The sequence below is a fragment of the Streptomyces sp. NPDC048659 genome (genome assembly GCF_040650575.1).
GTDB lineage: Bacteria > Actinomycetota > Actinomycetes > Streptomycetales > Streptomycetaceae > Streptomyces.
This window is the reverse complement of the sequence record NZ_JBEZHM010000007.1, coordinates 42,811-57,214: the sequence shown is the minus strand read 5'-3', so window position 1 is coordinate 57,214 and position 14,404 is coordinate 42,811. Positions and strand designations below refer to the sequence as shown.

At 75.5% G+C, this 14,404-nt stretch carries 11 protein-coding genes; 7 read left to right on the top strand and 4 right to left on the bottom strand.

Annotated elements, in window-relative coordinates; all coding sequences use genetic code 11:
• Positions 1-58: 58 nt before the first annotated feature.
• The 4 genes from AB0C99_RS07795 to AB0C99_RS07780 are packed head-to-tail and all read left to right on the top strand — an operon-like array spanning position 59 to position 7,005.
• Positions 59-2,968, top strand: a complete 2,910-nt coding sequence (locus AB0C99_RS07795) for a DEAD/DEAH box helicase (protein WP_362470904.1) — start codon at positions 59-61, stop codon at positions 2,966-2,968.
• Positions 2,965-4,296, top strand: a complete 1,332-nt coding sequence (locus tag AB0C99_RS07790; protein ID WP_362470901.1) for an SWIM zinc finger family protein — start codon at positions 2,965-2,967, stop codon at positions 4,294-4,296. The genes AB0C99_RS07795 and AB0C99_RS07790 overlap by 4 nt, the downstream gene beginning before the upstream one ends.
• A 46-nt stretch (positions 4,297-4,342) precedes the next feature.
• Positions 4,343-4,867, top strand: coding sequence for a hypothetical protein (locus AB0C99_RS07785; RefSeq protein WP_362470898.1), 525 nt, complete (start codon positions 4,343-4,345; stop codon positions 4,865-4,867).
• On the top strand, positions 4,864-7,005 hold the full coding sequence (locus AB0C99_RS07780) for an AAA family ATPase (protein ID WP_362470895.1): 2,142 nt from the start codon (positions 4,864-4,866) through the stop codon (positions 7,003-7,005). Before AB0C99_RS07785 ends, AB0C99_RS07780 begins: the two co-directional genes overlap by 4 nt.
• Before the next feature lie 23 nt (positions 7,006-7,028).
• On the opposite strand, the gene AB0C99_RS07775 is transcribed toward AB0C99_RS07780, so the two are convergent.
• Positions 7,029-8,354: a hypothetical protein gene (locus AB0C99_RS07775; RefSeq protein ID WP_362470892.1), complete on the bottom strand. Its 1,326-nt coding sequence runs from the start codon at positions 8,352-8,354 to the stop codon at positions 7,029-7,031.
• A 749-nt stretch (positions 8,355-9,103) separates the two neighbouring features.
• Here AB0C99_RS07775 and AB0C99_RS07770 point away from each other — a divergent pair.
• A complete protein-coding gene (locus AB0C99_RS07770) occupies positions 9,104-9,865 on the top strand; it encodes a chaplin (RefSeq protein ID WP_362470889.1) in 762 nt (253 codons plus the stop codon).
• A gap of 25 nt (positions 9,866-9,890) precedes the next feature.
• On the opposite strand, the gene AB0C99_RS07765 is transcribed toward AB0C99_RS07770, so the two are convergent.
• Entirely contained in the window at positions 9,891-10,550 is a 660-nt protein-coding gene (locus AB0C99_RS07765) for a DUF2293 domain-containing protein (protein WP_362470886.1), read from the bottom strand.
• A gap of 155 nt (positions 10,551-10,705) precedes the next feature.
• On the bottom strand, positions 10,706-11,164 hold the full coding sequence (locus AB0C99_RS07760; RefSeq protein ID WP_362470884.1) for a hypothetical protein: 459 nt from the start codon (positions 11,162-11,164) through the stop codon (positions 10,706-10,708).
• 114 nt (positions 11,165-11,278) lie between these two features.
• On the opposite strand from AB0C99_RS07760, the gene AB0C99_RS07755 reads away from it, so the two are divergent.
• Positions 11,279-12,013: a hypothetical protein gene (locus AB0C99_RS07755; protein WP_362470881.1), complete on the top strand. Its 735-nt coding sequence runs from the start codon at positions 11,279-11,281 to the stop codon at positions 12,011-12,013.
• Positions 12,014-12,483: 470 nt separating this feature from the next.
• Here AB0C99_RS07755 and AB0C99_RS07750 read toward each other — a convergent pair whose 3' ends face one another.
• Entirely contained in the window at positions 12,484-13,695 is a 1,212-nt protein-coding gene (locus tag AB0C99_RS07750) for a pyridoxal phosphate-dependent aminotransferase (RefSeq protein ID WP_362470878.1), read from the bottom strand.
• Positions 13,696-13,779: 84 nt separating this feature from the next.
• On the opposite strand from AB0C99_RS07750, the gene AB0C99_RS07745 reads away from it, so the two are divergent.
• Positions 13,780-14,388 carry a helix-turn-helix domain-containing protein gene (locus tag AB0C99_RS07745; protein ID WP_362470876.1) on the top strand — a complete coding sequence of 203 codons (609 nt, stop codon included), beginning with the start codon at positions 13,780-13,782 and terminating at the stop codon, positions 14,386-14,388.
• Positions 14,389-14,404 lie beyond the last annotated feature (16 nt).

Genomic DNA, 14,404 nt, shown 5'->3' with positions numbered 1-14,404 from the left:
CCCGTATGGTCGGAGGTCCAGTCGGAGTTCCGTCGCGGAACGGGAGGTGAGGAGTGCCGTGAACGAGTCGCTGCTCGGCGCCGCCGCCGTCTTCCTGCCCGCCGCCCTGCCCCGCGAGGGCCGGATCGCCTTCTGGTCCCCCGAAGGCGCCCCGCTGCCGGACCCAGGGCGGCTCGGCCCGGCCGGGGACGGGCCCACCACCGCCACGAGCGGCGAGCTGACCGTCGCGCGCCGCCACGGGACCGGGGCGCGCGGCCGGCCGGTGCCCGCCCTGTTCCTGCCCGTCGCCGAGGCCCTGCCTCTCCTGGTCGCCGCCCGCCACCACCCGGCCGCGCACCCCGCCGCGGCCTGCTGGGGCGCCGCCGCCCTGCACGCCCTGCACCTGCTCGCCCGCGGCCGGCTGCTGCCCGGACTGACCGCCGACGACCACGACGCCTGGCGGGCCGGGCCGCTCGACGCGGACGACATCGCGCACCTGCGGGCGATCGCCGCCGCCATGCCCTACGAAGGGCACGCCACGCCCGTGCCCGGCCCCGGCTCCGGGCGCGGACCGCTGCGCCTGCCCGAGCCGGAGGCCCTGGTCAGAGCCTTCCTCGACGCGGTCGCCGACACCCTGCCCCGTACCCCCGCCGCGCCCCACGCCGTCGGCCGGCCGTTCGCCGCGCGGGAGGCCGTCCACCTGCCCCGGGCGCGCGCCTGGGCCGCAGAGGCCGCCGCCGGCATGGACGCGGGTGTCCGGGTCTCGCTCCGCCTCGACCTCTCGGCGTTCGAGCTCTTCGACATCGCGGACCGGCCGGAGGAGACGGGAGAGGCGGCCGAGCGGCACGCCGCGGCCGTGCTGCTCCAGGTGCACAGCCTCGCCGATCCCACCCTGGTCATCGACGCCGCCGCCCTGTGGGCGGGCGACGGCCAGGAGCACTTCGGCCCCCGCGCGCGGATCGACGCCGTCCTCGCCCTGCGCCGCGCCGCCCGCGTCTGGCCGCCGCTCGGCCGCCTCCTGGAACGGGACGTGCCCGACGTCCTGCCGATCACCGAGGACGAGCTGTACGAGCTCCTCGGCCCCGCCGCCCCCCGGCTCGCCGACGCCGGGGTCGTCGTCCACTGGCCCCGCGACCTCGCCCGCTCGCTCAGCGCCTCCGCCGTCGTCCGCCCCGCCCACTCCGCGCCCGGCTCCGCCACCGACGGCACCGCCTTCTTCGACAGCGGGGAACTGCTCCGCTTCAACTGGCAGCTCGCCCTCGACGGCGACCCCCTCACCGAGCGCGAGATGGACGCCCTGGCCGAGGCCCACCGCCCCGTCGTCCGGCTCCGCGACCAGTGGGTCGTGGTGGACCCCGCCCTCGTCCGCAAGGCCCGCAAGCGGGAGCTCGGTCTGCTGGAGCCGGTCGACGCGCTCGCCGTCGCCCTCGGCGGCACCGCGGAGGTGGACGGCGAGACCGTCCCCGCCGTCCCCGTCGGCGCCCTCGCCGCGCTGCGCGACCGGCTGCTGGCCGGACCCGGCGAGGTGCCCCCGCCGCCCGGCCTCGACGCCACCCTCCGCGACTACCAGCTCCGCGGCCTGGCCTGGCTCGACCTGATGACCTCCCTCGGCCTCGGCGGCTGCCTCGCCGACGACATGGGCCTCGGCAAGACCCTCACCCTCATCGCCCTCCACCTGCGGCGCGCCCGCCCCGCGCCCACCCTCGTCGTCTGCCCCGCCTCGCTCCTCGGCAACTGGCAGCGCGAGATCCGCCGCTTCGCCCCCGGCGTCCCCGTCCGCCGCTTCCACGGCGCCGACCGCACCCTCGACGGGCTCGACGGCGGCTTCGTCCTCACCACCTACGGCACCCTGCGCACCAGCGCCGACCGGCTCGCCGGGCAGGAGTGGGGCATGGTCGTCGCCGACGAGGCCCAGCACGTCAAGAACCCCTTCTCGGCGACGGCCAAGGCCCTGCGCGCGATCCCGGCGCCCGCCCGGGTCGCCCTCACCGGCACCCCGGTGGAGAACAACCTCTCCGAGCTGTGGGCCCTGCTCGACTGGACCACCCCCGGCCTCCTCGGCCCCCTCAAGGCGTTCCGCTCCCGGCACGCCCGCGCGGTGGAGAACAACGAGGAGGTCGGCAACGAGGAGGCGGTCGAGCGGCTCGCCCGGCTGGTCCGGCCCTTCCTGCTGCGGCGGCGCAAGTCCGACCCCGGCATCGCCCCCGAGCTGCCGCCGAAGACCGAGTCCGACCACCCCGTGGCCCTCACCCGCGAGCAGGTCTCGCTCTACGAGGCCGTCGTGCGCGAGACCATGGCACAGATCGAGGCGTCCGAGGGCATGGCCCGGCGCGGACTGATCATGAAGCTGCTGACCTCGCTCAAGCAGATCTGCAACCACCCCGCCCAGTACCTGAAGGAGTGCTCCCCGGGAAACCGCGGAACCAGCGGCGCGGGCGCCGGGGCCGTGCGGCTCTCCGGGCGCTCCGGGAAGCTCGCCCTCCTCGACGAGCTCCTCGACACGATCCTCGCCGAGGACGGCGCGGTCCTCGTCTTCACGCAGTACGTGTCGATGGCCCGGCTCCTCGCCGACCACCTCGCCGCCCGCGGCATCGGCGCCCAGCTCCTGCACGGCGGCACGCCCGTGCCTGAGCGGGAGCGGATGGTGGACCGCTTCCAGGCCGGCGAGGTCCCCGTCTTCCTGCTCTCCCTCAAGGCCGCCGGCACGGGCCTCAACCTCACCCGGGCCGGACACGTCGTGCACTACGACCGCTGGTGGAACCCGGCGGTCGAGGAGCAGGCCACCGACCGGGCCTACCGCATCGGGCAGACCCAGCCCGTCCAGGTGCACCGCCTCATCGCCGAGGGCACCGTCGAGGACAGCATCGCGGAGATGCTGCGCGCCAAGCGGGCCCTCGCCGACGCCGTCCTCGGCGGCGGCGAGGCCGCCCTGACCGAACTGACCGACCGCGAGCTGGCCGACCTGGTGTCCCTGAGGAGGCCGTCATGACCCCCGGTGCCCGCCGCCCCTCCGCCCGGCCCGCCGAGGCACCCGCCCGCACCCGGTCCTCGCGCACGCCCCCCGCCCGCCCCGCCCTGCCCCGCCACGACGACCGGCGCAGGACCTTCCCCCAGCTCGCCCCGCGCAAGGCCCCCGACGGACGGTTCGCCGCCACCTGGTGGGGCAACGCCTGGGTCGAGTCCCTGGAGGGCACCGCGCTCGACCAGGCCAGGCTCGCCCGCGGCAGGACGTACGCCCAGCGCGGCCACGTGGACGCGATCACCGTCACACCGGGCCGGGTCGTCGCCTACGTGCACGGCAGCAGGCCGCGCCCGTACCGCACCGAGATCTGGCTGCGGACCCTCGGCGACGACGACTGGGAGACCTTCCTCGACCAGGCCGCCGCCCGCCCCGAGCACATCGCCGCCCTCCTCGACAAGGACGTCCCGCACGCCCTGGAGGCCGTCACCGGACTGCTGCCCGCCCCCGGGGACCTCGTCCCCGACTGCTCCTGCCCCGACGACGGCTACCCCTGCAAGCACGCCGCCGCCCTCTGCTACCAGGCCGCCCGGCTCCTCGACGAGGACCCCTTCGTCCTCTTCCTCATGCGGGGCCGCGGCGAGCAGGAGCTCCTCGCCGACCTCACCCGGCGCAACGCGGCCCGCTCCGCCGCCGAGCGCCCCGGCGCCGCCCCGGACCTCCCCACCGTCCCCGCCCGCGCCGCGCTCGCCCCGCTCACCGGGCGCGGCCTGCCGCCGCTGCCCCCGCCGCTGCCCGTCCCCGCCGAACCGGGCCGCCCCGCCGTCTTCCCGGCCGACCCCGAGGCCCCCGACCCGCTCGCCCTCGACCTCCTCGCCGGCGAGGCCGCCGCCCGCGCCCACGTCTTCCTCACCACCGGCCGGGACCCCGTCGCCGCGCTCACCCCCTGGCAGGACGCGGTACGGCTGGCCGCCGCCCACCCCGGTTCCGGGCTCACCGCCTCCACCCGCGCCCTCTACCGCGACCTGTCCCACGCCCTCGACCGCACCCCGACCGACCTGGCCCGCGCCGTGGCCGCCTGGCGCCAGGGCGGACCGGCCGGGCTCGCGGTCCTCGAAGAGCCCTGGGACCCGCCCGCCGGGCCCTTCGACCGCGCCAGGCCCGCCCTGCTCGCCGCCGAGCACCCCGCCTTCCGGCCCTGGCGCAACCGCCTCTCCACCCGCACTCTCCAGCTCCGCTTCGGCCGCGACGGACTCTGGTACGGCTACGAGTCGGACCTCGACCGCGAGGACTGGTGGCCGCGCGGCACCCCGGAGGCCGACCCGGTCGGTGTCGTCACCACCCTGCTCGGGAGGTGACCGCCCGATAGGCTGACACCACGACAGACGGAGCTAAGGGGGCCCGGTGGAAGCCGAGTTGGTGACACTGGCGACGGCGGGCGCGACCGCCCTGGTCCAGCAGATGGTGACCGAGGGCTGGGAGCGCGCCCGGACCCGGATCGCCGGGTACTTCGCGGCGCGCTCCGGGGCCGACGAGGCGGCGATCGGCGAGGAGCTCGACGCGGCCCGCGAGGACCTGCTGAGCGCCGAGCGGTCCGGCGACCCGGACGCGGCGGCGGAGGCGCAGTCCGAGGCCCGCACCGAATGGCGTGCCAGGATGCGCCGCAGCCTCCTCGCGGACCCGAACGCGGCCGGTGAACTTCGCCGGATCCTCGACGAGTTGTCCGGCCCCGACTCCTCCGCGCCCGCCCCGCACACCACCGTGATCACCAACACCATGACCGGCGGGGTCCACCACGGCATCACCATCCAGGCCGGCACCATCGGCGACGTGGGCCGCATCGGGCACGTCGGCCACGTCGACCGGACGGGCGGCGGCACCCCCGCCGAACCCTCCGGTCCCTCCGGGCAGGGCGGCCCCCGCCCGTGAGCGGCGACTCAGTGGTGCGCAACGAGCTGGGCGGCACGGTCCACGGGCCCGTCGTCCAGGCGGGCCGGATCGACACGCTGACCATGGAGGCGGTCGTCCCGGTCATCCTCCCAGGCGCCCGGACCCCCCGGTTACTCCCGGCGCCGACCCGCCACTTCACCGACCGGAGCGCCGAACTCGACCGGCTCACCGCCCTCCTGGACGGCGACGCGGAGGACCCGGCGCCCCGCGTGGTGGTGCTGACCGGGACCGGCGGCATCGGGAAGTCCGCCACCGCGCTGCACTTCGCGGCGCGCCTGCGGGACCGCTACGACGGCGGCGAACTCCACGCCGACCTGCGCGGCGACGCCACCGCGACCGCCGCCGCCCCCTCCACGATCCTGGTCCGCTTCCTGCGGGCTCTCGGCGTCGCCCCGCAGTACGTGCCGGCCGACGAGCAGGAGCAGACGGACTGGTTCCGCACGCTGACCTCGGACCGCCGCCTCCTCACCGTCCTCGACAACGCGCACTCGGTCGCCCAGGTCCTCCCGCTGCTGCCCACCGGCCCCGGTTCGCTCACCCTCGTCACCAGCCGCCGCCGGCTCGCCGGCCTCGGCGGCGCGGTGGGCGCCCACCACCTGACCCTGCCGCCCCTGGGCCCGGCCGACGCGGCGCTCCTCCTCACCCGGCTGTCCGGCCGCGAGCCCGGCCCGGCCGGGAGCGGCGCCGGTGCGGAAGCCGTTGCCCGGCACTGCGGCGGACTGCCGCTCGCCCTCTGCGTGGCCGGCGAGCGGCTCGCCGTACGGTCCCATCTCACCTGGCAGCAGTTGGAGCGCGATGTGGCAGCGGCGGCGGCTGACGGTGCCGGATCCGGCGGTGCGGCGGCGCCCGATCCCGTAGCCGCCGCCGTCGAGACCTCGTACCGCGACCTCGGCCCGGACGCCGCCCGGCTCTACCGACTGGCCGGGGTGCGCCGTTGGCCCGCGCTGACCGCCCCGGCCGCCGCCGCGCTCGCAGGGCTCCCGGAGGTGGAAGCCGCCCGGCTCCTCGAAGAGCTGGCCTCCTGCCACCTCGTCGAGGAGCACGCCCCCGGCCGCTACCGCCACCACGACCTGCTCGCCGCCGACGCCGCGCGCCGGGCCGCCCAGGAGGACGGACCCGGCCGTTCGGCGGCGGCGGTCGGCCGGCTGCTCCGCCACCACCTGAGCGCGGCCGCCGCGGCGGACCGCCGCGTCATGCCCGGGCGCTGGCGCCTCGGCCCCGCCTACGCGCGCCCCGCCGAGGACCACCGGTCCGCCGACGAGGCCGCCGCCTGGCTGCTCGCCGAGCGGGAGAACCTCGTCGAGGCGGTGCGGACCGCCGACGAGTACGGGCTGGACGACCTCACCTGGCAGTTGTGCGAGGCGCTCTGGAGCCTCTTCCTGCGCCAGGGCTTCCACCGGGACTGGCTCGACACCCACCGCCTCGGCGTCCGCGCCGCCGCGGCCTGCCCGGAGGTCCCCGAGGCCGAGGGCCGGATGCGCGCCCAGCTCGGCTTCGCCCTGCTCGGCCTCGGTCGGCACGCCGAGGCGGAGGCGGAGTTCGAGGCCGCCGCCGGGGCGGACCGCCGCTGCGGGCACCGCAGGGGCGAGGCGACGGCCGTCGAGTCCCTGGGCCTGGTACGGCTCGCCCAGGGCCGGTTCGCGGAGGCGGCCGACTCCTTCCGGGCCGCGCGCGCCCTCGCCGAGGACCCCCGCGCCCAGGCCCTCCTGGTGCACCACCTGGGCCGCGCCCTCTCCGGCCAGGGGCGGCACGCCGAGGCGGCCGACACCCTGGAGCGGGCCAGGACGCTGCTGGCCGAACTCCCCGACCCGTACAACGAGGCCCGCGCCCTGACCAGCCTCGGCGAGGCCGCCCTGGCCGCCGGGGACCGCGAGCGTGCCGCCGCCCGGCTGGCCGAGGCGGCCGAGCGGATGGCCCGCGAACGGGTCCCGGTCCAGGAGGCGGCCATCGCGGCCCTGCGCGCGAAGGCGGCGGCCACCCCGGGGGAGCGCCGTGCGTTCCTGACCGAGGCCGCCGACCGGTACGAACGCCTCGGCTCGCCCGCGGCGGCGGCCCTGCGCGCGGAGCGGGACGCGCTCGACGCGGAGCCCGGGCGGCCCGGCCGGGAGGACGACTAGACGGAGCGGCCCCGCCCTCGCCCTCAGGACCGGGCCGGGCTCGCCTCCACCCGGACCAGGTGCCGGATCGCGCCCGTCACCACGGTCAGGGTCCCGCCGGCGGCGAGGGACGTGAGGGGGCGCCCTTCGGCGTGCCAGGCGTAGACGGCGGAGGCGAGGAGGGCAGGGTCGCAGGGGTCGGCGAAGCCGTCCGGCCGGGGGAGCGCGGTCAGTTCGAGCACCGGAGCCGCCTCCTCCCGGACCCGCACCAGGCAGCTCGCGGGCCCGGTCCGTACGCCCACGAGACCGGCGTACAGGTGCTGCCGCAGCAGCTCCGCCGCGCGCGGGCCCGCGGGGTCGCCCTCGCGGGGGCGGTCGAGGACCACGTCCGCGAGGGAGGGCCGGCCGGTGTCGGCGGTCGCCTCGTCCACGGCCGTGTGCGCGTCCTGGGCGCCGGGCGCGTCCGGTTCCGCGGTGGGATCGGCGTACCGCGCGACGGAGACCTCGGGCGGCCCGTCGGGCCCGGCGGCCGGTCGTACGGAGGTGAGGACCCGGACGGGCACGGTGACGGGCGGCGGGCCCAGGTCCACGGGCACCGGGAGCGGGTCGAGGCGGGCGGGGCGGGCCGGTTCGGGCAGCCGGAGCCGCGCGTGGAACAGCGTCCGCAGCAGCCGCGCGGACTCGCCCGGGTCGGAGGTCAGGGCCGCCGCGAAGCCGTCGTACCGCCCGGGCACGTGCCCGTCCACGACCGCGTCCACCTGGGCGCGCAGCGGCACGCCGGGGCGGAGTGCGGGCGCGGCCCGGCCGAGCGCGGCGACCGGCGACGCGGGGTCGAGGTCCTCGTGCGCGAACGCGCCCAGCAGGACGGGCCGTCCGAGCGCGGCGGCGTAGTAGGTGACCGAGCCGTGGTCGCCGAGCACGCAGTCGGCCGCGGCGACCGCCTGCCGCCAGGGTCCGAGCGGGTCGACGAGGGTGAGCCCGGAGTCCTCCGCCCGGCGCAGCCACCTGCGGACCTGGCCGGGCCCGTGCCCGTACCAGATGTTGGGGTGGAGGACCGCGCAGAGCCGGTACTCGTCCAGCGGCAGGGTCTCGGTCAACTCCCGCAGCAGGGCGGGGAACCCGGGCGAGCCGAGGAGGGAGGTGCGGCCCCAGGTGGAGTTCAGGACGACGAGCCTGCGCCCGTCGCCCGCGCCGAACGCACGGCGCAGCATAGGGCGTCGGGGGCGGAGGGCGAGCATCCGGTCGAAGCAGGGGTCACCGGCGAGGACGGCGGTGGCGGCGGCTTCGGGGCAGTCGCGCCGCAGCCGGTCCAGTTGCTCGGGGTGCGAGAGCACCGTGTCCGAGGCGAGCGGCCGGCCCTCGTGGAGCACCCACTCCGGAGCCGTCCCGAAGACGGGCGCCTCGGCCCGGGCGTCGGCCGTGGACCCGTCGGCCCGTCGGCCCGTCGGCCCGTCGGCCCGGTGTCCCGGTGTCCCGGTGTCCCGGTGTCCCGGTGTCCCGGTGTCCCGGTGTCCCGGTGTCCCGGTGTCCCGGTGTCCCGGTGTCCCGGTGTCCGGAGCCTCTTATTGTAGCCAGCGCCGTGTGAGAGGATGGTCAACTTCCCTTGCAGCGCCTGGAGTTCACCGCCGTAGCTCGCTGTGACGGCCAGGTCCACCTCCTCCCGCGCCGCCAGTTCCTTGGCCTGTTCCCATGGGAGGACCGGCAGACCCGCCGCCGTCAGCAGTTCCGGGACGCCGGACTGGAAGGGCGAGGAGCCGGTGCAGGTGGCGAGGCACTGCACGTCGGGGGCGTCGTCGAAGAGCGGCAGCACGTCGAGCAGCCGGGTCGCCGAGGTCACGTTGTGGACCACGAACAGCACGGTGCGGACGCCCTCGCGGGTCCGCCAGCGGTCCGCGTCCGGCCCCACCGGCACCCGAAGACGCTCCAGTCCCACCGTCACCTCACCCCCGTCCCGCGTCACGATAACGCTCCGCGAACCCCCGACGTCGGGACATGATCCATCACGCCACACTCGCTCGATGGAGTGAAACCCGTCATCGGTCGGAGCCGGGCACCTCGCGGATGGCGTTATTTCGGGTACGGGCGACTGCTCGTGAAGACATCCGGAAGGCAGGAACCCATGAGGCAGATTCGCCGAAGTGGTCTGGCCACACTGTTGGTCACCGGTGGCGCGCTCGCGCTCTCGGCGGGCGCCGCCCACGCCGACTCCGCGGCCCAGGGTGCCGCGATCGGCTCGCCGGGGGTGGGCTCCGGCAACGCGGTCCAGCTCCCCGTGCACGCCCCGGTCAACCTCTGCGGGAACACGGTCAACGTCGTCGGACTGCTCAACCCGGCGTTCGGCAACGGCTGTGAGAACCGCTCCTCGGCGCCGTCGGGACACGGCTCCGAGGGCCGCGGCCCCACCCACAAGGACCTCCCGGGCACGCCGCGCACCGGCTCCTCCGACCACGGCGGGCGGACCGGCGGCTCCTCCAACGGGGGCGGCGCCACCGCCGAGGGCCTCGCCAAGGGCTCGCCCGGCGTGCTCTCCGGCAACGGGCTCCAGCTCCCCATCGACCTCCCGGTCAACCTCAGCGGCAACTCGCTGAACGTCGTCGGCATCGGCAACCCGGCCTTCGGCAACACCGCCGTCAACGGCCCGTCCGACGAGCCCTGCGACGAGCACCCCACGCCCCGCCCGCCCACCCCGCCGCGCACGGTGCCGCCCGTCCCGAGCAAGGGCGACGAGGTGCCGCCGGCCCCGGCCCCGCAGTCGAGCTCGGTCCAGCTCGCCAGCACCGGCTCGGACGCGGTCGGCCTCGCCGCCCCGGCCGCCGCGGCGCTGCTCCTCGGCGGCGCGCTGATGTACCGCAGGGCCCGCCGCGCGGGCGAGGAGGGCTGACCGGACGTCTCTCGCGCGCGCCCGCTCAGCCGGTACGCCAGGCCCGGAGCACCGCCTCGATGGCGGGCGCGACCCTCGTCCGGGCCTGGTGCCGGGGGATCCCGGTCATCAGCAGCGTGTCGTAGTCGGTGTCCACATGCCGCACGGCGGCCCGCACCGCGGCCGTGACCGCGCCCCGGTCCAGCGAGCGGCCGGCGGCCGTGCGCCCGACCCGGCCGCTGCCCTTCGCCGAGGCGTGCCCGGCGATCTCGGCCGCCCGGTCGGCCGGGCAGCCGGGGAACAGGCGCCGGATCTCCTCCTCCAGCGCCGCCGTGATCAGCGCGTCCCGCCCGGCCCGGCGCTCCGCGTCGCGGGCCCGGCGCCGCGCCCGCGCCTCCGCGTCCGCGAGGCAGGCGGTCTCCGCGCGCCGCAGCGCGGCCTCCTCGACGAGCAGCCCCTGGCGCTCGTAGCGGGTGCGCCGCCTGTTGTGCCGGATCACCACCGCCCACAGCGCGCTGCCCTCGCGGGCCCTGCGGGTCAGCGCGGTGTCGCCGCGGCGCAGGAAGACGAGATGGCCGAGGTCGGCGCAGTCCAGGCAGACGAAGGAGCCGTACTCGACGATCACCCGGTCGAGCGGTCCCTGGCGGCACTCCGAGCAGCGGCGCCGCTTGAGCGGTTCGACGACGACGGGGGCGACGAGATCCACGAGGACCTCCTACCCGTACGGGGCTGGGGCGACGCCCCGTATCGCCTGGTATCCCCCTCCCTGGCCCGGAGGTGACGCCCCTTGTCTCCTTGTATCCCCTCCCCGGCCCGGGGGTGGCGCCCCTTGTCTCCTCGTATCCCCTCCCCGGCCCGGGGTCAGCGGAGTTCCGGTGCCGCCGACGAGATGAAGCGGGCCAGTGCCTCCTTCGCCCGTTCCGAGCGCACGCCGCGCTCCTCGTCGTCCGCCGCCTCGTGCATGCAGTGGGTCACCTCGAAGGCGTCCTCGGCGAGTTGGCGGGTGCGCGCGTCGTCGCAGACCAGCTGGACCCGGAAGAGGGCCTGGCGGGCGACCGTGCGCTGTCGGTAGGAGGCGTGCCGGGACGCCTCCGCCTCCTCGGAGCCGGGCTCCAGGCGCGCCCGGAACCAGCGGTCGTTCTGGCTGTGCCGGTAGTCGACGACCGCGCCCGCGAACGCGCTGTACGTCGAGATCCGTTCCTGCCGCAGTTGTTCGGTCCGCGCCAGGGCCGCCGTCCGCTCGGTCGCCCGGCCCTGGAACCAGTGGGTGGCGACCACGCCCAGCAGGGTTCCGACGACGGCTATCAGCGCCACGTCCATGACGGATCCGCTCCTCGCACTCTCGACGCGCCCCCGACGCCTCGTCAGCGCGTGCCGTCAACCGGCAGGAAAAACAGTTCGATTCGTCGCGCGCCGCCCTCTAGGGTCGGTCGCGTGGCAACGAAACTCAATCAGATCATCGCAGTAGAGAAAGGCGTCAAGTCCCGGGCGCATCAGGACCTGACCACCGCCCACCACGGACTGCAGAAGCCTGGCCTGCTGGCGGGCATCTCCCGTACGTACCAGCCGAAGGACGAGGAGGGCGAGCAGCTTCCGCCCGAGTCGACGCTGGTGCAGGTCAAGGCCGAGGACGTGCTGCGCGAGACCGCGCGGACGCTGACCCGTCTCTTCGACGTCACCGCCACCAAGGACTGGGCGAACTGCGAGGCCCGCGCCGACATCACCGTCGACGGGCGGGTGCTGGTGGACGGGGTGCCGGTCGCGTATCTGCTGTTCCTGGAGAAGCAGTTGACGGACATCCTCACCTTCGTCCGCAAGCTGCCGGTCCTCGACGCGGCCGAGTCGTGGACGCAGGACCCGTCGACGGACGCCTGGAAGACCGAGCCGGTCCGCACGGTCCGTACGAAGAAGGTGCCCCGCAACCACGTCAAGGCGGAGGCGACGGAGAAGCACCCGGCGCAGGTCGAGGTGTACTACGAGGACATCCCGGTGGGGTACTGGACGACCGTGAAGTTCTCCGGCGCGCTGCCCGCCCGGCGGGTGAACGAGCTGGTGGAGCGGGTCGAGAAGCTCCAGCAGGCGGTGAAGTTCGCCCGCGAGGAGGCGAACGGCGGGGAGGTCACCGACCGGCGCGTCGGCGAGGCCGTATTCGGCTACCTCTTCGGGTAGCCCATCCATGAACTCCCCGGCCGCGAGCGCGGCCGGGGTGCGCGAGGAGCGCAAAGCTGAAGCTGAGCCTTGTCGTGACGAACGCGGTTCCAGTGGGGGTTCGAATCCTCCTCCCGGCACTCTCGTGCCGGGGTGGCCCAAGCCGGCAGAGGCGACCGCGATCAATCTCAGACTCTTGCTCCAGATTCAGTATGCGCCGCTCATCGCCGGATCGACCGGGCCCGGGCCCTGGTGCGTCGAAATGCCAGTTCGAATCTGGTCCGCCGAGCTTCGATCGGCGGTGGTCCAATGGCAGGACGCGACGCAATGACGACTGACCCGGGTCCTCCAACCGTGCCGGCGTGTGAAGAGGAGCGGCATCACAAGGGTCCGGGGGCCGGCTACGCCCTCGGACCCGCTGCCGTTTCCGGGGCCCGTACGTGCCCCGGCCCCCGCCGCCCGGCGCCTGGGCCTCGGCCCGCCGCCCGGCGTCACTGCCGGTAGGAGCTCAGGAAGCGTCCGATGCGGCTGATGGCGGCGTCGAGGTCGTCCGCGTACGGCAGGGTCAGGATGCGGAAGTGGTCCGGGCGCGGCCAGTTGAAGCCGGTGCCCTGCACGACCTGGATCTTCTCCCGGAGCAGCAGGTCGAGCACGAAGCGCTCGTCGTCGTGGATCTTGTGGACGGCCGGGTCGAGCCGCGGGAAGGCGTAGAGGGCGCCCTTCGGCTTGACGCAGGAGACGCCGGGGATCTCGTTCAGCTTCTCCCAGGCCCGGTCGCGCTGTTCGCGCAGCCGTCCGCCGGGGGCGGTGAGCTCGTGGATCGACTGCCGGCCGCCGAGCGCGGCCTGGATGGCGTACTGCGCGGGGGCGTTGGGGCAGAGCCGCATGGAGGCCAGCATCGTCAGGCCCTCCAGATAGCTGCGGGCGTGCTCGCGGGGGCCGGTCACGACCAGCCAGCCGGAGCGGAAGCCCGCGACCCGGTACGTCTTCGAGAGGCCGCCGAAGGTGAGGACGACCAGGTCGGGGGCGAGGGAGGCGGCCGGGTAGTGCACGGCGTCGTCGTAGACGATCTGGTCGTAGATCTCGTCGGCGAAGACCATCAGGCCGTGCCGCCGGGCGAGGTCGAGGATGCCCTCGACGATCTCCTTCGGATAGACCGCGCCCGTGGGGTTGTTCGGGTTGATGATCACGACGGCCCGGGTGCGGTCGGTGATCTTCGCGGCCATGTCGTCGAGGTCGGGGTACCAATCGGCGGACTCGTCGCACAGGTAGTGCACGGCCTTGCCGCCCGCGAGGGTCGTGACCGCCGTCCACAGGGGGAAGTCGGGGGCCGGGATCAGGACCTCGTCGCCGTCCTCCAGGAGCGCCTGGACGGCCATCGACACCAGCTCGGAGACCCCGTTGCCGAGATAGACGTCGTCGACGTCGACCTCCCGCAGCCCCATCGACTGATAGCGCTGGGCGACCGCGCGGCGGGCGGAGAGGATGCCGCGCGAGTCGGTGTAGCCGTGGGCCTTCGGGAGCATCCGGATCATGTCCTGGACGATCTCCTCGGGCGCCTCGAAGCCGAAGAGCGCGGGGTTTCCGGTGTTGAGGCGCAGGACGCTGTGGCCCGCCTCCTCCAGGGCGTTGGCCTGCTCGATGACCGGGCCGCGGATCTCGTAACAGACCTCGCTCAGCTTGCTCGACTGCCGGAACTCCATGCGCCGACCTCCCCAGAATCGTTGATGCTTGGTTTTACCAAGTTCGAGCTTGGAAAGTCCAACAACATGTCTAGACTGCGTCGTATGCCACGCCGCCGAAGCTATGACCAGTACTGCGCCGCAGCCCGTGCCCTCGACGCCGTCGGCGACCGCTGGACGCTCCTGATCGTCCGTGAACTCCTCGCCGGGCCGCGCCGCTACACCGATCTGCACGCCGATCTCCCCGGTGTCAGCACCGACATGCTCGCCGGGCGGCTCAAGGACATGGAGGGCGCCGAGCTCGTCACCCGCCGCCGGCTGCCGCCGCCCGTCGCCGCGTACGTGTACGAGCTCACCGCCCGCGGCCGGGACCTGCTCCCCGTCCTGCGCGCCCTCGCCGCCTGGGGCGCGCCCGTCCTCGACGAGCCCCGGCCCACCGACGCGGTGCGCGCCCACTGGTTCGCGATCCCGCTCCTGACCGCCCTCGAACCGCTGGACGCGCGGGTCGTCCAGGTCACCCTCGACGAGGGGGAGTTCCACGTACGCGCCGGGGCCGACGGCCGGGCGGAGTACGGGGACGGCCCGGCCGCCGACGCGGACCTGCGCCTGCTGACCGACGCGGCGACCTGCCGGGCCCTCGCGAACGGCGAGACGACCCTCGCCGACGCGGTGGCGGCGGGCCGGGCGGAGCTTGTGGAGGCGGGGGCGGGGTGATCCTGCCGCGCGCCCG

Coding starts and splice junctions, on each gene's coding strand:
- AB0C99_RS07790 (WP_362470901.1), top strand. CDS start 2,965: ATGACCCCCGGTGCCCGCCGCCCCTCCGCCCGGCCCGCCGAGGCACCC.
- AB0C99_RS07770 (WP_362470889.1), top strand. CDS start 9,104: ATGAGGCAGATTCGCCGAAGTGGTCTGGCCACACTGTTGGTCACCGGT.
- AB0C99_RS07760 (WP_362470884.1), bottom strand. CDS start 11,164: ATGGACGTGGCGCTGATAGCCGTCGTCGGAACCCTGCTGGGCGTGGTC.
- AB0C99_RS07750 (WP_362470878.1), bottom strand. CDS start 13,695: ATGGAGTTCCGGCAGTCGAGCAAGCTGAGCGAGGTCTGTTACGAGATC.
- AB0C99_RS07745 (WP_362470876.1), top strand. CDS start 13,780: ATGCCACGCCGCCGAAGCTATGACCAGTACTGCGCCGCAGCCCGTGCC.